This window comes from Streptomyces roseus (assembly GCF_001044425.1).
GTDB lineage: Bacteria > Actinomycetota > Actinomycetes > Streptomycetales > Streptomycetaceae > Streptomyces > Streptomyces roseus.
Map to the genome: position 1 here is coordinate 74942 of NZ_LFML01000079.1, position 20330 is coordinate 95271.

The window sequence follows — 20330 nt, forward strand, 5'->3', positions numbered from 1 at the left end:
AGAGCGGTTGAGCCTTCCCGTCCGTGCCCGAAACCCACACCCTCACCAACAGCGGGAGACAGTCATGTCTGAAACCACGCCCGACGCCAAGGGACCGGCCCCGGTCCAGTACAAGCCCGCGGCGACCGAACCCACGCTCATCCCGGCGGAAAAGGTCAACCCCGAGGACATCGGGACGCTCAGCCTGCGCTACACGGACGGTCAGCCCGTCATCGTCGTCAAAGGCGGGAAGTACATTCCCGTAAGTCTTTCCGTGGCGAATGAAGGCAACCATGTAGCGAGCTACCGGGCTCGGAGCGAACTAGAAGCTCTAGAGGCGTATTTGCTTCCGCCCCAGGGGCTTTTCGCGGAGAGTGAGGTAAGCGACCTATATCTCCTGCAACCGGACTTTCTCGATCTCCCGCCTGAAGCAACCGGACGGGCGCTCATCCCCGCAGACAAGGTCAGCTCCGAGGACATCGGCGCACTCAGCCTGCGCTACGTGGACGATCAGCCCGTGATCGTCGTCAGTGGAGGGAAGTACATTCCGGCTTCCCTGCCCTTCGTGAACGACTCCGGCGCCAGCCCGGAAACGTACGCTGCGCAACGATCGCTCTCGCATGACAAGATGTTCCTTGAAATGGTGTCGGAGGTCGACCTCACCTCATCGATGCAATACAGGTTGCACCTTTCGGGCACCGCAAGTTGATTCGGTGTCTGCGCCCTTGAGAAGCGGGGGTCAGAACGGCGGATCCTGAGCCCCGAAGTCCTCGCGCGTCTTGGACTTGTGACACGGACGGCAGAGCGGTTGAACGTTCCCGTCCGTGTCCGCCCCACCTGCCAGCGCCGTCATCCTCATGGTGAGGGCTTTTGCATGTCCGCAGGTCAGGCAGTTAGCGTCACATGCAGGTTGCCTACGGCTTGCGAACCGTGACCGGACGGGACCGCAATTCCCCCTGCTGGCGTACCCGTCACGGAAGCGTGGCCAGAACCAACTTTCCCGCTCAGTCACAGCCGGCCGCTGACCCACCCGGGAAGGCACTCGCACTCGGATTCGAACACGTGTTTTAGTTAGAGGGTGACACCGCACCGCTTCCCCGCCGACCTCCTCGCCCTCCAGAAGACGCGGGAGGAGACTTGCGCCCAGCTCGCGCACACCCCCGCCGGAGCCGGCACGGCCGCCCTGCGGCGCGCCCTGGTCCTCCTGGACCTCCGCCTTGCCACCCACCCGTACTGGGCCTCTCCAGCCCAGTGGCGGACCGGCGCCGCCGAGCTGCGCCGCACCGCCCGCACCCAGGACGAGCGGCTCGCCCGCACCCGACCGTGAGCGATCCCGCCCGAACCGCCAACCCCCCGGTCGGCTCCCACCCGTCCGCGTTCTCCTTCCCGACGGCGAGGTCGGTGGGCGCCTGGTCCGCCGGTGGCAGACCGACGCCGGACGGTGGGTGTACGTGGTCGCCCTGCGCGCGTGGGCCAGCCGCACCGCCAGCACCGGCCAGGACCTGACCGAGGACCTCATCGAGGTCGACGTGCCCAGCGACCGCGTACGGCCCGTCCCGGGGACCTCGTACGCCAACGTCCCGCTGCTGCGCCGCCAGCACCCCACCCCCGCACCGGCCCCGGCCGCACCCGCGCTGACGGCCCTGGGCCAACCGGTCGAGGCCGGCACGGAGATGTGGATCGGGGAACGCGTACGGCGCCCCTCCAACGTGCCGGGCGCCGGCCCGGGGGTACGCCTGCACCGCCCCGGCTGCTGGGCCATCTCCGGCGGGACGGGGGGACAGCTCTCGACCGACGAGGCCCGGATCATGGTCGCGCGCGACCCCATCGCCAGCGCCTGCGACGTGTGCGACGCCCACCAGATGCTGAGCGCGGTGATCGGTTCCGCCGCCGACGACACGAGTGCATGAACACTGCCGTCAGTCCGTCTTGCATCACATGGAGTCCCGGGGCGGGGGCCAGCGGCGGGGGAATCGCCCTCACCCGTCGGCGACGGCCAGGTTGTGCCACCAGTGACCGCATCCGCCGGAGCAGAAGCGTTCGCGGCGCCGTTCGTCTGCGACCGCGAGGACCTCGACCAGTAGCCGGAACGCCTTGCGTCGTTCGTCGACAGGGGTGAGGCCGGCGATCTTCCCCAGTTGCTGGTCGATCGGGCCGCAGGTGATCAAGACCGCAGGGGTGTGCGTCGGGCGCAGCCCGGCACGTCGTATGCTCTCCGGTCCGTCTTCGGTGACGGCGCGCGCTTGCACGCAGTGGTGGCGCAGGAACAGGAGTATCTCGGCCTGCTCCTCCGGGCCGTGGGTGTCGAACCACTCGATGCCCTGTGACATCAGGCGCAGGCCTTGGGCCAGTTCGTTGAGGACGATGTCCCGCTCGGTCATGATCAGCTCCCGCAGGCCAGCGAGGCGAATACCTCAGCGGTCTCGTCGACGAAAGCGCACAGTTGCCCAACGGCCTGTCGACAGTCATGCGGGTCGAGAGCCGCCACGGCCCGGACTTCGAGCCATCGGTCCCAGGGACCGGCCGGGGTAAGGAACCGTGTCGCGTACTCGGAGCCGAGAATCTCATCGAGGTACAGCAGCGTCCCAAGGACGACTGCCTGGTCGTAGTCGAGGTCGGGGCGCGACAAGTAGTGATCAAGGTATGCGCTGAGCAGTTCGGCATCCGCTGCAGTACCGAACTTCGCAAGGGCGACGCAGTATGCCGCGCCCGCATACGGCCCCTCGCTGGCCAACAGGAGCCGGCCGATGAGCTGGCGGAACTCGGACCTGTGGGCCACAGCAACCAGCCAGGCGGCGGTCTTGCGCTCGCGCCATCCGCCCTCGAAGAGGACGCCGAGCTCCGCTGGAGTGACTTCGTACGCAGCCTGAGCCAGATCCCGCACGAACGCGGAGCGCTCGACCGGGCTCAACCGAAACACGCTCCCGCCCAACCGAAGGTATCGCCGATCGGGCGTGACGAACCGCCGAACCAGACCCTGCAACTCGGTATCGCTCCGGACATCACGCATAGCCACATCCTGGCCGGGGACGGTACGCATGTGCCACAGGTTTGCCGACTGCCTCACGGGACCGTAGTTACTGGTTCAGAGAAGAGACGAGTCCGAAGCTGACGATCCCGGTCCATACGGGTCTGGCCATCATGGATCACCACCTTTGACCTGCTGTGCCGTGCTTGCCGCTTCTTCCCTGCCTGCGACCTGATCACCCGTGTCGGTCCGCTCTCGGCGTCGGCAGGCCGAGCAGCACGGGCCCGCCTGATGCCGCCGAGTCGATCTGGCCGATCTTGGATTCGGCGCCGGCGAGGCTTACCCGGAGACCTTCGATCTCACCGAGCCAGCCTTCCCGCTCGGCTTCGGCGATCCGGTCGAGCAGGTTGTCGCGGATCTCCACCAGCCGGCCGCGCTGGGCAGGGTCGGGGCGCAGGAGGGAGCAGCGGACGCAGGCGTGCTCGTGGATGCATGCGGTGCCGTAGGCGCGGGCGCAGGTGCCGACGGAGATGTTCCTCCACACCCAGCTCACCGACGCCCTCGCCCGCACCGGTCGCGACCGGCGTAAGGCCTGGCCGCCGAGTGATGGGGGGCAGACGCGCGCGGTGGCACGGTCGTGGTCAGGCCACCGTGACGCGTAGGACGTACGGTTGGCCCGTACTGATCGCCTGTGCCTGTTCCCGGAGGTCCCCATCCGTGAAGCCGAGCAGCGCATCGTCGGCGGCCCGGCGCAGCAGCGGGAGGATCTCGGCGACGGGCCGGCCTCGGTTCGCTGCGGCGAGCTCGGCGAAGGCCCGCTGGTAGGGGGCTCCGTACGTGCTCGCGCTGTCGGCCAGCAGGTGGTCAAGGTGCTGTCGCTCGATGCTGATCTCGCCCATGGCCCGCTCCCTCGGTCCTCCGGGGTCCCGTCCGGTCCGGGGCCTCGCCTTCGACGCTACGAGGCCGGTCTGACATCGACCCCCGACCGGGCAGCGGCCGCCTTCTGGCTGATGAGGTCCTGGAGGAGCTCGCGGACGGGTGGCGGCATCATGCCCTCGGTGGCGAGGAGGTGCCACTGGCCGCTGGGAATGCGCTGGTCGAGCCGCCGGAACTCCCCGAGCTGGTAGAGCAGCATCAAGGTGTCGAGGGCGTGCTGGGTTGGTGGCCAGTCGCGGTCCTTCAGCGTGCTGAGCAGGGCCGGGGCGGCCGTGAAGCGACTCATCAGCCACTCGCGGGCGGCCTCGCCCGCGTGCCCGGCGGCAAGTTCTTCCTCGACCCGTGTGCTCAGGTCCAGGGCCCACTGACGTACACGCTCCGTGGCCTTCCAGGCCCGTGCGAGGTCCTCCAGTGAGGCCGTGGTGGCCAGGTCGCGCAGATGGTCGCGGGCATCGCGCACGGGGCCGAGAGCCAGATGGTTGTCCTCGGTGAGGACCGCGTCGGCAGCCTCGGGAGCGTCGTTACGGGTGGTCTCGACCAGGGAGGCGATCGGGTTGGCCGTGGCGGTGGGGTTCATTGCGCGGAGCATGTCGCCGATGTCCTCCATGGACATCGTCCCCGTGATGACTGCGGCAGCAGAGGTCAGCGCGGCATCCTTGGGCGTGGCGGCCGACGGGCCGGGGTTCTCGTCGAAGGCAGCGAGCTCGGGCGGGGGCCAGGTGTGTCCGGCGGCGCGGGCGAGGCGGGCGATGCCTTCGTCGATCCGCCGGGCCCGGGCGGGGACCAGGGTCATTGTCAGGCCGGTGTCTGCGATGTGGTCGGCGAGGTCGTCGAGCCGTTGGTCCGGGTCGGTGTCCGGGTCGTCGTCGCCGGGGACGGTGAGGGTGTCCACCGCGGCGGTGAAGGCGGCCCGTACCGTCTGCTCGGGTACGGGGAGCTCTTCGTCGAACAGGAGCAGTGCCACGTCGGCCGGGCGCTTGCCGCGGCCGGCGTGATGGGCGAGGCCGAGGACGAGGTCGAAGCTCTCGGGCGCGGGGGTGGAGGTGCTGCCCCTGCCTCGGCCCAGGCCTCCGCCGGGGACATTGCCGGGCAGCAGGCGGCGGCTTCTCCAGACCTCCAGCATCTTCGCGGTCACGGTGAAGCCGTGGCGGTGCGCGTGGTCGATCAGCAGCTGATCGGCCGAGCTCGGGGTGTCAGTGGACATGCCAGGGAAGGTACCGACGCCTCTCCGGGCCATGACCGAGCTTTCACCTCATCCGGTGACTCCCCGCGGAACTGAAGCCAAAGGGCTACCCCATGACGTAGCGGTGGCGCCCCGTTAGAGCCCCCCTACCTCCGCCGGGTCACCTCGGAGCTCGTCCGCTCAAATGGCGTGGAGCTGAGGGGGGGTTGCGTTGCTAATCCCCCGCACCCGCACTGTGCCGCCCAGGACGCGACGTCAGTGCGCGGCTCTTCATGCTCCGCCCGTCATCACACAGAGACAGGACACCACCATGCTCACCGACGTGCTCACCGGCTGGACCGCGGAGACCCTGGGCGGCCTCACGCTGCTGGCGGGGGCCGCAGCCTGGGGCTGGCTCCGGCGGCGCCGGAACCAGGCCGGCCCCGGCGCGGCCCCGGCCATCGCGGTCGGCGAGGCCGTACGGCCGGTCCGCACCTACACCCTGCTCGGAGCCCGGGCAGCCGACGGCCAGCCCGTCCACTTGCCCAGCAGCCGCCCCGCCGGCATCCGGGTCACCTGGAGCGGCCCCGCAGGCAAGCGGGAGCAGTTCGAGTTGACCGACGCGGTGCTGCCGGACGGCACCTACGCGGCTGAGCGCGTATCGGCGTACATAGAGCGCGGCGCCCTGTGACTGGAACGTCGGACCGCCAACCGGGCTGGGGCCGGGATCTCGGTCCGGCTGTCCGATCCGGTGAAGGTGGCGAGGCGGGGTGGTCGTGACATGCGGTTCGCCAAGTCCGCTGGGACGACAACGGGCCAGAGGGTTCGGCTGATCATGGCGAATCGAGGAGACGGACGGTTCCGCCTTGCAGCTCGGAGTACCAGTAAGGCCTCTGTCACCAGCCGCAAACGGCGGCGTCCCTACGATGTTCCGGGCGGTACGTGTCTGTTGCGCTCTCGATACGGACGCTCACCATGAGGTTGTAGGTGTGCCGTCTGGGTCCAGGCCGTATGGCCACAGCCGGGTGAAGATTCTCGGCTTCTCCTCCAGACGGGGCAGGGCGTGGGTGCTGCCGTGGTCGGCGGCCTGCCGCGCCAGGGCCTCGGCACCCTCCCGATCACCGGCCTCCTCCCGCATCCAGGCCAGGTCGGACAGGACGTCGGGGCTGCCGAGGTTGGCGCCCTGCCGCGCCAGGGCCTCGGCACCCTCCCGATCACCGGCCTCCTCCCGCAGCAAGACCAGGTGCCACAGGGCACCGGTGCTGCCGTGGTCGGCGGCCTGCCGCGCCAGGGCCTCGGCACCCTCCCGATCACCGGCCTCCTCCCGCAGCAGGACCAGGGAGCACAGGGCGTTGTCGTTGCCGTGGTCGGCGGCCTGCCGCACCAGGGCCTCGGCACCCTTCAAGTCCCCGGCCTTCTCCCGCATCCCGGCCAGCCAGTACAAGGCGTCGCTGTTGCCGTGGTCGGCGGCCTGCCCTGCAAAGACCTTGGCACCCTCCGAGTCCCCGGCCAGCTCCCGCATCCTGGCCAGGCGGTACAAGGCGTCGCTGTTGCCGAGGTCGGCGGCCAGTCGGAGCGGCGCTTCGGCACCCTCCCGGTCCCCGGCTCGCTCCCGGATCACGGCCAGGTCAAGCAGGGCAGTGGTGTTGTCGTGGTCGGCGGCGGCCTGCCGTGCCATGGTTTCGGCACTCTCCCGGTCCCCGGCCTTCTCTCGCATCCTGGCCAGGTGAACCAGGATGCCGCTGTTGCCTCGGTCGGCGGCCTGCCGTGCCAGGGCTTCGGCACCCGCCTGGTCCCCGGCCTCCTCCCGCATCCGGGCCAGGTCATACAGGGGACCGGTGTCGTCGAGGTCGGCGGCCTCCCATGCCAGGGCTTCAGCACCCTCCCGATCCCCAGCCCGCCCCCGCAACCTGGCCAAACAACCAAGGGCATGGGTGTTGCCGAGGTCGTCGGCCTGCCAGAGCAGTGCTTCGGCAGCCTCTGAGTCCCCGGCCTCCTCCCGCATGTAGGCCAGGTCAACCAGGGCACGGGTGTTGTCGTGGTCGGCGGCCTGCCGGAGCAGTGCTTCGGCACCCTTCAAGTCCCCGGCGTCCTCCTCCCGCATCCTGGCCAGGAGGTACAAGGCGTCGCTGTTGCCGTGGTCGGCGGCCTGCCCTGCAAAGACCTTGGCACCCTCCGAGTCCCCGGCCTTCTCCCGCATCCTGGCCAGGTGGTACAGGGGGTTGGTGTCGCCGTGGTCGGCGGCCTGCCGGAGTAGTTCTTCGGCACCCTCCCGGTTACCAGCCTTCTCCCGCATCCGGGCCAGGTCAAGCAGGACACTGGTGTTGTCGTGGTCGGCGGCGGCCTGCCGTGCCATGGCTTCGGCACCCTCCCGGTCCCCGGCCTGCTCCTGCATAGCGGCCAAGTGGTGAAAAGCACCGATGTTGCCGTGGTCAGCGGCGCGGTGGCGGAGGGAGTGGGCCCATTGCATGCGGTGCCGGTCCTCGGCCGCACGGACGAGGTTGCCGAGGTCGTCGGGGTCGGTGAGGTGGGTATGGGCGGCGTGCCAGAACGACGCGGGCGGGCACAGGTGCCTGCGGCTGGTGCGGCCGTGTTGTTCGAGGTAGTCGGCGAGTCGGAACACAGGTCCCGCGGTTGAGGGGGCCGGGCCGTGAACGGCCGGGGACGGGGCGGGAGGACGTCGCCGGGTGCGGGGGGTGGTGCGGCGCAAGGGGGCCTGTTTGCCGTGGACGAGGGCGGCGAGTTCGGCGAAGACCTGCTCGGCCCAGTCGTCGCTGAGGTGGTCGTAGTCGGTGTCGGTGAGGTAGTCGGTGGCGGCGTCGGTGAGGAAGGCCTGGGGGAGATGGAGGCCGACACCGAGTCGGCGGGCGTCCATCGCCGCTTCCAGGATCGCTGCGGCGGCCGGAGTCGCATGCCGGTAGCAGTTGAGGAGTTCGGGGGCACCGGCGAGGTCCTGGGTAACCTGCCCGTCGGTGCCCGCACGACTCAGGGCGTCGTCCAGGAGCCGGTCCCCGCTCTCGGCAAGAGCGGCCGCGGCGGCCAGCGCCGGAGCGTCGAAGGCCTCAGGAACTGTCAGCGTCCGGCCGGCCAGTAACTCCCGCACCCGGCTGTGTGGGTCCTCTTCCCCTGGCGCGGGCAGGGCTGTGTACCGGGAGGCGTACTCGGGCCAGAGCGTGCCCAGCACCAGGACCGGCGCGCACTCCGCGGTCACCAGCAGCTGGTGCACGGCCGCCGCGATCTGCTCACCTGCCGAGCGGTTGCCGAGGTAGTGCTGGGCTTCGTTCAGCCACACCACGGTGTGTGGCGCGACGCGCGGCAGGTCTTGAAGGGCGTTTTGGGCGCGGGTCGGGTCGAATGGATGCCACAGCCGCCACCCCCGCTCCGCGAGCGGCTGTACGGCCTCCCAGCACGCCCGTGTCTTCCCCGTTGAGGAACCACCCACCAACACCACGGCCCCGCTGCGGCCCGCTGCGGCATCCTTTACCACCTGGGCCATTACCCGGTCGTGCTCGCGCTGCACATACCCGGGCATCGTCCGGGCCCCCGACCTCCCGGGCCCGGAGGCTGTGTCAGTGGGCCCGGCCGGGTGGACCTCCAGGTCGTGCGGATCCCACTTACCGATCGGACGGCCTGGCACCGACCGCACCCCATCCCTGGTCTCCTCGGCCGCGCTCCGTCGCAACTCCCGCAGCTCCTCCACTGACAGCTGCAGCGCACGGGCCAGGGCCGCCACCGTCTCGGGCGAGGGGGCAGGCTTCGCGGGCGAGAGTGCCTCCGACACCGTCGTGCGCCCCAGCCCGGCACGCTTGGCGAGATCCGTCTGGTTCAGCCGCATGCGGGCCATCCCGCCCTTAAGTCTCTCCCGCAGCTCGGTCAGCGCCGGATTCTGGCCGTTGTACTCGTCGTGCACGGTGCGCCCCCAGGACCGTCGTGTTCGCCGGTGTTCATCTTCCTACCGGCGAACCTCGGCGAACACGGAATCCGCGACCTTCGACCACGTCAACACCCCACCCAATAACGGGAGATTGCCGTGACTGTCGCCGTCGTTCTGCTCACCACCGCATTCGTGATAGTCGTCGCCCTGCTGGCCGCCGCCGGTGCGGGCAAGCTGGCCCGCATGGACAGTGCCAGCTACCCCACGGCCCTCACCCGCGCCGCTGCCACCTTTGCGGCAGTCGTCACCCTCGGCGCCGTCGTAGCAGGCACCCTCACCCCCCTCCTCACCTGACGACCGGCCCTGCTCGTCCCAGTGCCCCCGTTTTGCGGCTGGTGACAAGCTTCTTACCGGCACCCCAACTCGCGCGTTCGTCGGCGAGACGTTCTGGTGGTTCGCCAAGTTGAGCGCACGTTCGCCAAGCTCACTGAGACCCGGTGCTGGTCGTGGAATGACAGACCCACCTCGGCTTCTTGTGTATGAATTACTACAGGTGTAGTTTTTCATACATCGCCTTCCTGTGGAGGATTCCTGCTTCATGCGGATCACCTTCGACCTGCCCGACGTCTCCGGTGGGTCTCAGACCGTCGAGCTTCCCGAGGACGTCGCCGTCGCCCTGTACGACGGCCTCACGAACAGCCGTGCCGTCATCGACCCCAAGGCCGAGGACTTCGACGAGCTCATCGCCTCTACTAGCCTGCTCAGTCGGCTCATCGCCCACCTGACGCTGTCCCGCGAGCGCCACATCGCGGCGGCTGACGCCACCAGCCCGAACGCCAACCGCCGGGCCATCGGCATCGCCGCCGCGATGCAGCCCTCGCAGCTCGGTGTCGTGCTGGAACGCAACGGCCGACCCCGCAACCGGAGGACCTGACCAGCAGCCTCCAGCCCAGTTCCCGAAGTCCTCACAGCCCGGAAGGAAGTCCCGTGGAACTCCACGTCATCGAGCGGTCCGCCAACGCCTTTCAGCAGGGCCTGACCGAACGCCAGATCCTGGCGGTCGCCCGACGAGCCTTCGGGCCTGGCACCGAGGTCCGTTCCGCGACGGAGCTGGGCGGCGGCATGTACAACACCACCTACCGCATCGACCTCGGCGGCCGCGAGGAGCCGGTCGTCCTGCGCGTGGCACCCGAACCGGACAGGCAGTTCCACTCCGAGCAGGAGCTGATGCGCGCGGAGTACGCGTCGGTGCCGTGGCTCGCGCCGATTGCCGACCTCATGCCGCGGGTCCTGGCGGCCGACTTCACCCAGGCTGTCATCGGACGGGACTGGATGATCCAGTCCTTCCTGCCCGGCACCCCGGCGCCGGAACTCCTCGGGTCCTACCCGAAGGAGACGCATGGGGCGTTCTTCCGGCAGATGGGGGAGATCACGGCTTCCGTGCATGCTGTCGCAGGACCGTGGTTCGGTCCGGTCACCGGTCCCGGACACGCGCGTTGGAGCGAGGCCGTCGTCACGTCCCTGCGCCTGATCTCCGAGGACGTGGAGGGCTGCGGCCTGGACGCGGCCGACCTCCGTAAGGCCGCCGACGCCGCCCAGGCCGGCGCCCAGGTCCTCGACGAGGTCGCGGTGCCGCGGCTGCTGACCGGGGACCTGTGGACGGTGAACACCATGCTCGCAGCCGCCCCGGTCCCCACGATCTGCGGCGTCCTGGACATGGACCGCACCTGTTGGGGGGATCCGGAGGCGGACTGGACGATGCGGATGGCCCGGGCCAAGCAGGACGCCCGCCTGGCGTTCTTCGACTCCTACGGCCGCCCCGAGGAGACCGAGGCCGGCGCGTGGCGGCGGCACCTGTACGAGGTGCGCCACCTCGGCGCGCTGCGCCTGGAGCGGCACCGGCTCGGCAACGAGGCCGGAGTCGAAGACTCCTACGGCGCGGTCGCCGAGGAGCTGGCCGCCCTGATCTGACCACGGATACACCGAAGGGGGCGCCACCCAGGTCTGGGTGGCGCCCCCTTCCTCGTTGGGTCAGGCGGGCTGCGGTTCGACGTGGATGTCGATGTCGTCGAGGAGTTGGGCGACGCGGGCCTGGGTGGTGCGGGCGTCGGGGCTGACGACGATGAAGCAGCCGAGCCGTCCAGCGTTGGTGTGGGCGGGACCGACCGCGTCGCCGGGGCGGGCGCGGAGCCGGACAAGGGGGATGTCCGGGCCTGGTCGGGGCAGGCCGGTAACGGCGGTGAGGCGTCCGGCGGCCGGGCTGGTAAGGAAGCGGACAGTGGCGTGGTGGCGGCGGGCGGGGGTGAGCCGGGCGGGGCGGCCGAGGGCGATGTCGAGGAGGGCTGTCCAGGGGTTGATGCCCAGGGCGTGGTGGAGAAGTTCGCCGATGTGGCCGGCGCCGATGCGTGCTGCGGTTTCGATGACGTACGGGCGGCCGATGGGGGTGACGATGACCTCGGTGTGGGAGGCGCCGTTGCGGATGCCGACGGCGCGGACCGCCCTCGCCACCTCCCGATGGATGGCCTGTTCCAGCGCGGGCGGGAGCTGGGTCGGCAGGCTGTGGGCGAGTTCGACCCGGTGGGGGCCTCGGGTGGTGGTCTTGGTGGTGATGGCCAGGTGGGTGGTTCGCCCGTGCTGGGTGAACGACTCGACGCTGTACTCGCGGCCCGGGATGTACTGCTGGAGCAGCACCGTACGGCCTACCGTGGCCGCGTACATGCCCGGCGCGGTGTGGGCCGTCTGCCAGGCGGTGTCGGCGTCGTGGAGGCGGGCGAGGACGGTGACGCCCTGGGAGCCGGCGGCGTCGGCCGGTTTGACGATGACGGGGAGCCGCATGCCGGGCCGCAGGAACCGGGTTCGGAGCATGGCCGGGGTGGCGATGGTGTGGGTGCGGGGCGCGGTGACGCCTGCGGTGGTGAAGGCGTCGGCCATGGCGGCTTTGTCGCGGGCGGCGTGCGCGCGGACGGGTTCGTTGCCGGGCAGGTCCAGGAGGGCGCAGGTGTGGGCGGCCAGAGGGGTGAGGTACTCGTTGGTGGTCAGGACGGCGGCGGCGTTGATGCGGCGGGCGTAGGCCACGGTTTCGGCGAGGGCCTGCTGCGGGTTGCCCAGGTCGGTGGTGAGGGTGCCGGTCAGCAGGCCGCGCAGGGCGGGGCTGTAGCCGGTGAGGGCCTCGGTGGTGGTGACGGTGTGGACGGGGTGGCCGGAGGCGGCCGCGGTCCGGGTCAGGTGCCCGGACTCGGGGCCGGCCGCCTCCAGGAGCAGGACGGGACGGTTCACGTGAGGTAGTCCTCGCACGTGCCGTCTCGGCGGGTGTCGAGGGTGAAGCAGTGGAAGCCGCCGCCGAAGAGCCGGCGGTGGCGGTGCCGTACGGGCACGACGGTGAAGTGCTCGGCTTCGAGGGTCTTGATCAGGCCGGTGCAGTCGGCGTTGACCAGGACGGTGTCCGGGTCGACGGAGAGGACGTTGAGGTCGATGTAGGGGCTGGTCAGGACGAGGTCGGCGTCGCCGTAGGCGGGAAAGGCGCCGGTGTCCGGCTGGGGCGGGACGATGAACTTCCAGCTCTGCAGCGGTTCGGGGAGCATGTCGCGGATGCCGTCGTGCCGGGCGAGGAACACCCCCGGGCGCAGGGCGAGGAGCATGGAGTCGATGTGGTTGTCGGCCATGCGGTAGACGCGGTGGATGCGGTAGCGGCCGGCCAGGTGGCGCTCCAGCCAGTCGACTCCGCGGGCGTGGTTTGCCTGGGCGATGTTGACCACCAGGTCGCGGCCGAGGCGCAGGACCTGGGCGCCGTCGAGCATCATCTCGTAGCCGACGTCGTACGGGCTGGGCTGCGGGTCGTCGATCGGCTCGGTGGGCCCGCCGAGGGTGGTGGTGGCGTCGCGGGCGTAGGAGAGGTCGAAGCTGGCGTCGGTGAGGGTGGGGCGCGGCATCGTGGTCCAGCGGGCGCCGGCCTGCCAGTAGTCGGTGAATACCTGGGCGAGGAGGCGGGTTTCCAGGTAGCGGGCGCGGATCGCGGGCGGGGTCTCGATGATCTCGTCGCCGAGGATGAGGGTGTTGTCGCGGATGTTCAGGGCGGGGACCGGGGGTGCGGTCCAGCCCAGGCCGGCGATCGGAGCCGGGTCGGCGGGCAGGGGGATCGGCCGGTGGACGGTGATGCCGAGGTCGGCCAGGACCTGGGCGAGGTCTTCGACGTCCTCGGCGAGTTCGGCGGCGTAGCGGCGGTTGATCGCCCACTGCTCCGGCCGCGTGTCGGCTTCGGTGGGGGTGACGAGGCGGGGGTAGGCCCAGTCGGAGCGGAAGCCGGTGAGGTTCTCGTGGTGGAACAGCTCGAAGGAGACGTCGCGGTCGTGGCCGGTGTAGTTGGCCGCGGATCCGACGATGATCTCGCGCAGGCGGGTGAAGTCGTCGTGGCTGCTCAGGAGCATGGGTGAGGTTCCTTCGTCTCGCGGGTCAGGCCGTGGCGGCGGTGAGGGTGCGGTGGGTGTGGGTGCGGCCGTGGCGGGCGTGCAGGACGGCGCCGCCGTCCGGGGTGGGGGCGAGGGTGCGGGCCTCGCTCCAGGCGCTGAACCGCCACTCCCCCGGGCCGGCGGGCAGCAGCGCGAAAGTCCGCTCGGCGGTGGTGAGCGTGAGGTGGCCGGCCGCCTGGTCGAGCTTCGCCGTTGTCGGGTCGCCGTCGAGGGGCTGGTCGAGGCTGAAGTCGGTGAACCCGGCTGGGAGGAGCAGGGTGCGGGGCAGGCCGGCGGGGATGGTCCGGCCCAGCGGGGTGGGGTAGTTGATGAGCGCGTCGGCGTCGGTCAGCTGCTCCTGCCAGGCGGGCGGGAACAGCGAGGCGAGCTCCGTGGTGAACAGGACGTCGATGACGGCGTGGACGCGGGTGGTGGTGCCGAGGTTGCGGACGGCGTGCTCGCGGGAGAAGTCGCCGTACCAGAACTCTCCGGGCTGCCAGGTGTGCTCGGTGCCGTCGAGGTAGAGGACGGCGTCGGGGTTGGTGGTCAGGGGGATGTGGAGGCGGGCGCAGCCGCGGGCCAGGCTGTACTTGGGGTCGCAGTGCCGCTCGCCGACGGCGCCCGGGCCGAGGGCCATGAGGCGGGCGGCGTTCAGCGGGGCCGGGATACCGGCGAGGACCTCGGCGAGGTAGGGCATGCGGTCCAGCCAGGCGGTGGGGGCGTAGGTGTCGGGGCCGGGGCCGCCGGGGTCGGTGCGGTCCGCGTCGCCGTTCGGTGCGATCAGCGGCAGGACCCGCCAGTCGATGTCGGTGACGGTGCCGAGCAGGCCGCCCGGGGCGCGGCCCTGCTGGAGGTCCCAGGTATGGCCGGTCACCTGGGCGAGGTCGGCGGCGAGCCGGTCGGCGTCCAGGGAGCGGTTCAGGCGGGCAGCTGCGGGCGGCAGGGGTGTGCTGGGCATGGGTGGGTCTCCGTTCAGGAGGAGAAGGCGGTGACGGGGGCGCCGACGTGGTCGGCGGGGTCGAAGGCGGCCGCGGGGCGGGTGGCGAAGCGGGCGTCGAGCCGGGCGAAGGGCTCCTCGTGGCCGGTCTTGGGGTCGTAGGCGAGGCAGAAGACGAACTGCGCGCCGTCCGGGCCGGGGGTGATGGGCATGGAGACGATCACCCCGGTCCGGCTGGCGGGGTTCCAGTCCAGGTCGAGGTCGGCGAGGGCCTGGTGGAAGGCGGCGGTGTCGGGGACGTGCCAGGTCGGGGGGACGTGGTACTCGACGACCGCGCGGGCCGGGTGGTCTGCGGTGCCGACGATCCGGTGGGCGATGACCTGGTAGATGTGCAGGCTCCCGGAGACCTGGGCGTTGACCTCGGTGAAGTAGAGCTGTCCGTCGGGGGTGGTGATGGCGTCGGCGGGCAGGTGGCCGCGGTAGCCGAGCGCGCGGTAGGCCTCGGCCAGGCGGGCGCCGTTGTCGACCAGGCGGGCGTGGACCAGCGGGCCCAGGCCCTGGAGCGGGACGGTCTGGTGGGAGAGGCGGCGCCCGACGTAGTGCAGGCGGCCCTGCTCGGTCGGGCAGGTGCCGGCGTCGTCGGCGAAGTGCTCGGAGTACACGGCCTCGGCGCCCGGGGCGAACGCGGCGACGACCACGGGGTGGCGGCCGTCGGCGGACGCCCAGTCCCAGCGCTCCTGCCAGTAGGCGGTGACGCCGTCCGGGCCGGGAGTGAGGCGGTGCAGGTGTCGGGCGCCGACGTGGTCGGTGGCCAGCCGGCTGTCGGGGGCGAGGAGGATCTGGTTGCCGACTCCGGCGCCGTTGTGGGCCTGCTGGACGACCACCGCTTCGGCCTGAGCCAGGAGCCGGTGCGTGGCGGCGACGGCCTCCTGGCGGGAGCGGCAGACCTCCCCGGGAACCGTGGGCACGCCGGCAGCCGCGGCGATGGCCCGGAAGTTGGCCTTGTTGTTGCCGATCTCGGCGCCACCCTGCGCGAAGTACGCCAGCCCGGGCATCCGGTCGGCGAGTCCCAGGGCGGTGGCGAAGCGGGCGACGGAGGCCGAGGGCCACAGGGCGAAGATCTCGCCGACCGCCTGCGGGCCGCCGGCCAGCCGCAGCGCGGCGCGGACCTGGTCGAGGAAGGCAGCATCGGTGAGCGCTTCGGGGTCCATGAGCATGCCGCCGTATCGGCCGGGCGGTGCGGTCAGCACGGTGACCTCGCCGGGGCCGGTGCCGGTGAGCGTGAGGGCGTAGTCGAGGAAGACGGGGTCGGGTTCGGTGCACAGGATCAGGACGTCGCCGGGGCGGGCGAACCAGGCCAGACGCTGGGTCCAGGCCCGCATGTCCGTACGGGCGCGGATGGCGGGGTCGATGTGGTTGCCGATCAGGATGCGCAAGGGAGGTCTCCGAGCAGAAGGGCGGGCGGCGAGGGCGCGGCTGTCAGGGGTGGAGGGTGGCGGGGAGGACGGCGAAGGTGCGCATCGTGGCCGACGGCTGCCGGCGCGCGGTGCCCGCCGGCCGGAGCGGCGTGGGGTGGGTGCGCAGGGCGTCGAGGGCGGCGCGCAGACAGGCCTGGGCGGCGCGGGTGCCGATGCAGGAGTGGCTGCCCCAGCCGTAGCCGAGATGCCGGTTGTCGCGGCGCTCCAGGAGCAGCTGGTCGGGGGCGGGGAAGCGGGCGGGGTCGCGATTGGCGGCGGCGAAGAGCAGCACCACCGCATCGCCTGCCGGGATGGGGATGCCGGCGATCGTGGTGGCGCGGGTGGCGGTGCGGCTGGTGCCCTGGACGGGCCCGTCGAAGCGGACCAGTTCCTCGGCCGCCCCCGGCACGACCCTCGGCTCCGAGCGCAGCCGGTACTGGACGTCCGGGTGGCGGGTGAGGGTGTGCAGGGCGTTGCCCAGGGCGGCGGTCATGGTGCTGTAGCCGCCCTGGAACATCACCCGCGCGGTGTTGCGGATGAACAGCTCCTCCACCTCGCCGGCTCCGGCGGGGATGCGGGTGCGTACGTGGGCCAGGAGCCCGCTCGGGCGGCCGGTGTCGGCGAACCACGAGTCGACCAGGGCGGTCAGCTCCTCGCGGGCCCGGCGGCCGGGCTCGACCAGGGCGGGGTCGAGGCCGCCGTCCATGCTGCGCATGATCGCGTCGGAGGCGGCGGCAAACTCGGCCAGCGGCGGCTCGTCCACGCCGAGCAGGTCGCAGACCACCGACAGGGACAGCGGTGCGGCGAGCCCGGTCATCACGTCGAACGACGGCTGCTCGGCCGCCGCGTGCAGAAGGCCGGCGGCGCGGGTACGGGCGCGGGCCTCCAGGCCGGGCAGGTTCTGAGCGCGCAGGGCGTTCATGAAGAGCGAGCGCACGTCGGCCTGGTCGGGCGGGTCCAAGGACTGCACGCTCAGGCTCGCCGCGGGCACGGTGGCGACGGTGCGGCGCCGATCGCGGGCGAAGACGGTGTGGTCGCGCAGGACGGCCGTGCAGTCGGCGTACCGGGTGACCAGCCAGGAGGACATGCCGTCGTGCCAGGACACCGGGGCCTGCTCCCGCAGGGCGGCCAGGGCCGGGTAGGGGTTGTTGACGGTGGCGGGGTCGAGGGGGTCGTAGGTCAGCACCGGCAGCACGAGCATCTCCAGGTGATCTCAGGGCGGGGTGGCACAGGGTCCCGGGCCCGGCGCTGAGGCCGGACCCGGGCCCCCGTCACGGGGGACACGCGGGTGATCAGTGGTCGTAGGACATGACGGGGTCACCCCCCTTCGTCCTCGGGATGCGCTGCCCGGTCGGGCTCGCCTCACCAGAGTCAGCCCGCACCTGACCCGCCGTCATTGCCACCGGGACGAGGGGACATTGCGGGGCTCCCGCAATGCGCTGGACGGGCTGTGACGGAGTGGTGTCGCCCTGTCACAGGGGTGGGCTACGGTTGCTGTCCCGATATCCCGCTCCCTCCGGGGGTGCCCATGGCCGCCGCCATCGCCCGCTCACGCCGCGCCGCCATCAAGAAAGAGGCAGCCGGCATCCGGATGCGCTGCGAGCGCGAACGCCTCGACACCGAACAGACCGCCGCCGAGATCCGCCGCGCCCTGCCCGAGGTGAGGCAGCTGGAGGCCTGGCGGCTCGCGCTGGGCTGGTCCCGTGCCGAGACCATCACCCAGGTCAAGGCCCTGTACGTCGCCGACGGGCTGTTACCGCGCAGCCTGTCCGATCCGATGCTGTGCCGGTGGGAACACGACCCCCGCGAGCGCCCCGACCGCGAGTACACCGTCATGCTCTGCCGCGCCTACGGCGCCACCCCCGCACAGCTCGGCCTGGGCTTCCTCGAACAAGTCTTTCCGGAGCACGAGTTGCCCACCGTGATCCGGTACGGTCGGCCCGAGACCGACACGTGCAGCGCTGGCGCACGGGAAATGGTGGTGCACATGACCACAGCCGCCGGCCTTCCGGCCGTCCGCGAATCCCTCCAGCTCGCCCTCCTCGCCGACCCCCACGGCAGCACCGAGGTCACCGAGCTGGCGGACGCAGCCGTCGAGCACTACGCCCTCACCTACCCCAAACACCCCCCGTACCTCCTGTTCGAGGAAGTACGGGCCGCCCGCGGCCTGCTCACCGACTGCCTGGTCACCGGCCACGTCCACGAACAGGTCGCGGGCGGACTTCACCGCAACGTCGGCTGGCTCTCGGCCCTGATGGGCAACCTGGCCTTCCACCTCGACGACCACACCGGCGCCCGCGCCCACCTGGCCACCGCCACCGCATACGGCACCCGCACCGACGACGCACGCCTGACCGCCTGGGCCCTGGGCGCGCAAAGCATGGTCGCCCGAGCCGAGAACCGCTACGAGAACGCCCTGGCCTACGCCGAGCGCGCTGTCGCCCACGCCCCCGCCGGCCTGCCGAAAGCCCAGGCACACGCATGGGCGCAGCTGACCTCCCTCGCCGGTCTCGGCCGGGAGCAGGAAGCCGACACGGCGCTCACCGCGGCCGCCCGCGAACTCGAAGCCGACCCCGTCGGGTTCGCCCCCGGCCGGTTCGGCTTCGACGCCGCCGAGTACACCCTCCACCAGGCCGAGTCCGCCATCGCCCTCGGACACCACAACCGCGCACGCTCCGCCGCCGAAACGTCCATCGCATCCACTGCCGTAGCCACCCCCGGCTGGGCCGCGGCCACCCTGGTCCTCGCACAGGCCGAGGCGCCCACCCAACCCGGAGACGCCGCTCAGCGAGCCCTGGACGTCCTCGCCCGCGTCCCCGCCGCCCGGCTCCGCTCGACGTCACGCGCCCGCCTCACCCGCCTCGACCAGGTCCTGGCCGGCGTACCGGCCACGGGAGTCGGAGACCTGCACGAACGTGTCCGCGTCCTCGTCCCCCTGATCGACAACCACGGCAACGCCAGCACCTGACGGCGAGGCCAGATGTGCCGCGGCGGACCTGACCTGTCGCGCCAGGCGGGCGGATCGGTCAGGCTGGCGCTGTCCACTTCGCCTCTACTGCCTGCAGGAACTCATGCACTTCAAGCGCTATATCATCGCGCCCCACTGCCTGCGCGAGCTGGAGTTGGAGGGGCAGGACCTGGCACAGCACCTCCCGGGCCCGATCCTTGTGGCCCCGCTCGACCAGCAGCTGAAGCACACCGACGGCATCAAAAAGAACGCGCATGGCCCTGGACAACGAGCAGTGTGCCTTGCGTACCAAGCGGCTCGCCAAGTGGGTGACCTGCAACAGATCCTGCAGGTCCAGCCCCAACAAGCGGGGGTGCGCGAGCGTCTCTGTGTATCCGCCCTGCGGCATGGCGGCCTGCAGGACTGTGGAGGTTGCCCCGCATGAGCGCAGGAAGGACAGCACCGCGCGTTCGACCTGCAGCGCTTGGTGACCGGTCTCGAACTCAATTCGAAGCTCTGTTGTCCAACCGTGCCGCCGGTGTGCCTGCAACCGCAGTTCCTGGCCAGCAGCACTCGCTATGCCCACCTTGAGCGCGTCCTGCACCTCGTGGTGCAGGACGTAAAGGATGGCTGGGTCATCGGCGTAATCATGGAAGTTTCGTGCTGACATCTCAGGCCCCCTGCGCTGCGTGCGGCAGGCAGGACTGTATCTGCCGCCTCCCACAGCAGGGGATTATGCGGTGTTCGGACTGCGCCCCGCCTTGGCTTTGTTCACGAGAACGGGTTCTGGCTCAGGTTCTGTGGTCTTGCCACTCTCCGTTACGAAAGTAGGACGCGTTTGCGGAGGAGTCGGAAGCCTGCGCGTCCGAACATTTGGCGCTTGAGCATCTTGATCCTGTTGACGTGTCCTTCGACGACGCCCGAGCTCCAGGGCAGGGTGAGGCCGGCGATGACGGCGTCGCGGTCGCGTTCGAGTCCTGTGGCGAGGGTGTGGAGGCTGGGGAGGTCGTCCTGCCGGACGGCATCGAGCCACTGTGGCAGGTGTTCGCCTTGGCGCTCGGTCAGCATGACCGCGAAGGACCGGACGTGGCTGGTGAGGGCGGCGATTTCGGGGCAGTTGGTCGAGACGGTCTTGAGCTGGAGCTGTTCGGACTCACTGAGCGTCTCAGGGCGCCGCAGGATCCATCCGACGACTGCGCGGGGCGACGGTGGCCGGGCAGCCACCGGCCGCGGAGATGTGCGTTTGAGGTGCAGGTAGGCGCGGACGCGCCCGTAGCTGCCCTGGTAGCCGAGGGGCACGATCTCCTCCCACAGTTTCCAGGCGTTGGTGCAGCCCTCGCTCCAGCGGTCATCAAGGTAGGGCTTGTACTCGTCCAGGACGGAGGACCGGTTCTGCCACTGGCCGGTGAAGAGGTCTTCCGGCAGTGGAGCGTCGGCGAATCGCTGTACGGTGCGGTAGGTCATGCCAAGCTGCCGCTGGATCGAGCGTCGGCTGTGCCCCGCCTCGATCAGGGCGTGGATGGTGGCATGCCGGGCTCTAGGCGGTGTCCTGGCGATCACGAGCGGAGCCAGATGACGAGCGCGGCTGCGGTAACGGTTCCGAGGTAGACGTAGCCGCGCTTGTC

At 70.8% G+C, this 20330-nt stretch carries 20 protein-coding genes and 2 pseudogenes; 8 read left to right on the forward strand and 14 right to left on the reverse strand.

Features of this window, described 5'->3' with window-relative positions:
• The first annotated feature begins 64 nt into the window (after window positions 1-64).
• From ACS04_RS20455 to ACS04_RS20465, 3 genes are all read left to right on the forward strand, one after another.
• Window positions 65-688 carry a hypothetical protein gene (locus tag ACS04_RS20455; protein ID WP_048478107.1) on the forward strand — a complete coding sequence of 208 codons (624 nt, stop codon included), beginning with the start codon at window positions 65-67 and terminating at the stop codon, window positions 686-688.
• 369 nt (window positions 689-1057) lie between these two features.
• On the forward strand, window positions 1058-1306 hold the full coding sequence (locus ACS04_RS20460) for a hypothetical protein (protein ID WP_048478108.1): 249 nt from the start codon (window positions 1058-1060) through the stop codon (window positions 1304-1306).
• 124 nt (window positions 1307-1430) lie between these two features.
• Entirely contained in the window at window positions 1431-1889 is a 459-nt protein-coding gene (locus tag ACS04_RS20465; protein WP_158977377.1) for a DUF6233 domain-containing protein, read from the forward strand.
• A 69-nt stretch (window positions 1890-1958) separates the two neighbouring features.
• On the opposite strand, the gene ACS04_RS20470 is transcribed toward ACS04_RS20465, so the two are convergent.
• The 5 genes from ACS04_RS20470 to ACS04_RS20490 form a co-directional block, all read right to left on the reverse strand.
• Window positions 1959-2360: a DUF5958 family protein gene (locus ACS04_RS20470; RefSeq protein WP_048478110.1), complete on the reverse strand. Its 402-nt coding sequence runs from the start codon at window positions 2358-2360 to the stop codon at window positions 1959-1961.
• Window positions 2361-2362: 2 nt separating this feature from the next.
• Window positions 2363-3019 carry a DUF6000 family protein gene (locus ACS04_RS20475; RefSeq protein WP_245236469.1) on the reverse strand — a complete coding sequence of 219 codons (657 nt, stop codon included), beginning with the start codon at window positions 3017-3019 and terminating at the stop codon, window positions 2363-2365.
• A 163-nt stretch (window positions 3020-3182) separates the two neighbouring features.
• Window positions 3183-3491 (reverse strand): hypothetical protein, encoded by a 309-nt coding sequence (locus ACS04_RS20480; RefSeq protein WP_245236470.1) that lies wholly within the window; start codon window positions 3489-3491, stop codon window positions 3183-3185.
• 97 nt (window positions 3492-3588) lie between these two features.
• Window positions 3589-3846 (reverse strand): hypothetical protein, encoded by a 258-nt coding sequence (locus ACS04_RS20485; RefSeq protein WP_048478113.1) that lies wholly within the window; start codon window positions 3844-3846, stop codon window positions 3589-3591.
• Window positions 3847-3902: 56 nt separating this feature from the next.
• Window positions 3903-5087, reverse strand: a complete 1185-nt coding sequence (locus tag ACS04_RS20490) for a hypothetical protein (RefSeq protein ID WP_053080856.1) — start codon at window positions 5085-5087, stop codon at window positions 3903-3905.
• Window positions 5088-5376: 289 nt separating this feature from the next.
• Here ACS04_RS20490 and ACS04_RS20495 point away from each other — a divergent pair, with 289 nt between their 5' ends.
• A complete protein-coding gene (locus tag ACS04_RS20495) occupies window positions 5377-5736 on the forward strand; it encodes a hypothetical protein (protein ID WP_048478114.1) in 360 nt (119 codons plus the stop codon).
• A 279-nt stretch (window positions 5737-6015) separates the two neighbouring features.
• Here the strand turns inward: ACS04_RS20495 and ACS04_RS20500 are convergent, their stop codons facing one another.
• Both ACS04_RS20500 and ACS04_RS40060 read right to left on the reverse strand, forming a co-directional pair.
• Window positions 6016-8337 (reverse strand): tetratricopeptide repeat protein, encoded by a 2322-nt coding sequence (locus tag ACS04_RS20500; protein ID WP_245236475.1) that lies wholly within the window; start codon window positions 8335-8337, stop codon window positions 6016-6018.
• A gap of 399 nt (window positions 8338-8736) precedes the next feature.
• Window positions 8737-8955: pseudogene (locus ACS04_RS40060) on the reverse strand (helix-turn-helix transcriptional regulator); the annotation flags it as partial.
• A gap of 120 nt (window positions 8956-9075) precedes the next feature.
• Here ACS04_RS40060 and ACS04_RS20505 point away from each other — a divergent pair.
• The 3 genes from ACS04_RS20505 to ACS04_RS20515 all read left to right on the forward strand — a co-directional run bounded on the left by ACS04_RS20505 (window position 9076) and on the right by ACS04_RS20515 (window position 10890).
• Window positions 9076-9273: a hypothetical protein gene (locus ACS04_RS20505; RefSeq protein ID WP_245236471.1), complete on the forward strand. Its 198-nt coding sequence runs from the start codon at window positions 9076-9078 to the stop codon at window positions 9271-9273.
• A gap of 244 nt (window positions 9274-9517) precedes the next feature.
• A complete protein-coding gene (locus ACS04_RS20510) occupies window positions 9518-9853 on the forward strand; it encodes a hypothetical protein (protein WP_048478117.1) in 336 nt (111 codons plus the stop codon).
• A gap of 53 nt (window positions 9854-9906) precedes the next feature.
• A complete protein-coding gene (locus tag ACS04_RS20515; protein WP_048478118.1) occupies window positions 9907-10890 on the forward strand; it encodes a phosphotransferase family protein in 984 nt (327 codons plus the stop codon).
• Between the two features lie 60 nt (window positions 10891-10950).
• On the opposite strand, the gene ACS04_RS20520 is transcribed toward ACS04_RS20515, so the two are convergent.
• Genes ACS04_RS20520 through ACS04_RS20540 form a run of 5 tightly spaced genes read right to left on the reverse strand, consistent with a single transcriptional unit; the run spans window position 10951 to window position 16959 of the window.
• Window positions 10951-12195: an ATP-grasp domain-containing protein gene (locus ACS04_RS20520; RefSeq protein ID WP_048478119.1), complete on the reverse strand. Its 1245-nt coding sequence runs from the start codon at window positions 12193-12195 to the stop codon at window positions 10951-10953.
• A complete protein-coding gene (locus ACS04_RS20525) occupies window positions 12192-13343 on the reverse strand; it encodes a glycine amidinotransferase (RefSeq protein ID WP_048478120.1) in 1152 nt (383 codons plus the stop codon). The genes ACS04_RS20520 and ACS04_RS20525 overlap by 4 nt, the downstream gene beginning before the upstream one ends.
• Window positions 13344-13368: 25 nt before the next feature.
• Complete coding sequence (locus ACS04_RS20530) at window positions 13369-14322, reverse strand: aspartyl/asparaginyl beta-hydroxylase domain-containing protein (RefSeq protein ID WP_053080857.1); 954 nt, start codon at window positions 14320-14322, stop codon at window positions 13369-13371.
• 14 nt (window positions 14323-14336) lie between these two features.
• The gene (locus ACS04_RS20535) at window positions 14337-15737 is read right to left on the reverse strand and encodes a preATP grasp domain-containing protein (protein WP_048478121.1); all 1401 of its coding nucleotides are present in this window, start codon (window positions 15735-15737) and stop codon (window positions 14337-14339) included.
• 43 nt (window positions 15738-15780) lie between these two features.
• Window positions 15781-16959, reverse strand: coding sequence for a cytochrome P450 (locus ACS04_RS20540; protein ID WP_048478122.1), 1179 nt, complete (start codon window positions 16957-16959; stop codon window positions 15781-15783).
• A 327-nt stretch (window positions 16960-17286) separates the two neighbouring features.
• Between ACS04_RS20540 and ACS04_RS36415 the strand changes: the two genes are divergently transcribed.
• Window positions 17287-18726, forward strand: a complete 1440-nt coding sequence (locus ACS04_RS36415) for an NsdA family TPR-like regulatory protein (RefSeq protein ID WP_053080858.1) — start codon at window positions 17287-17289, stop codon at window positions 18724-18726.
• Window positions 18727-18784: 58 nt separating this feature from the next.
• On the opposite strand, the gene ACS04_RS20550 is transcribed toward ACS04_RS36415, so the two are convergent.
• The gene (locus ACS04_RS20550) at window positions 18785-19375 is read right to left on the reverse strand and encodes a hypothetical protein (protein ID WP_048478123.1); all 591 of its coding nucleotides are present in this window, start codon (window positions 19373-19375) and stop codon (window positions 18785-18787) included.
• 149 nt (window positions 19376-19524) lie between these two features.
• Window positions 19525-20244 (reverse strand): annotated as a pseudogene (locus ACS04_RS20555) (ISL3 family transposase); the annotation flags it as partial.
• Window positions 20245-20330 lie beyond the last annotated feature (86 nt).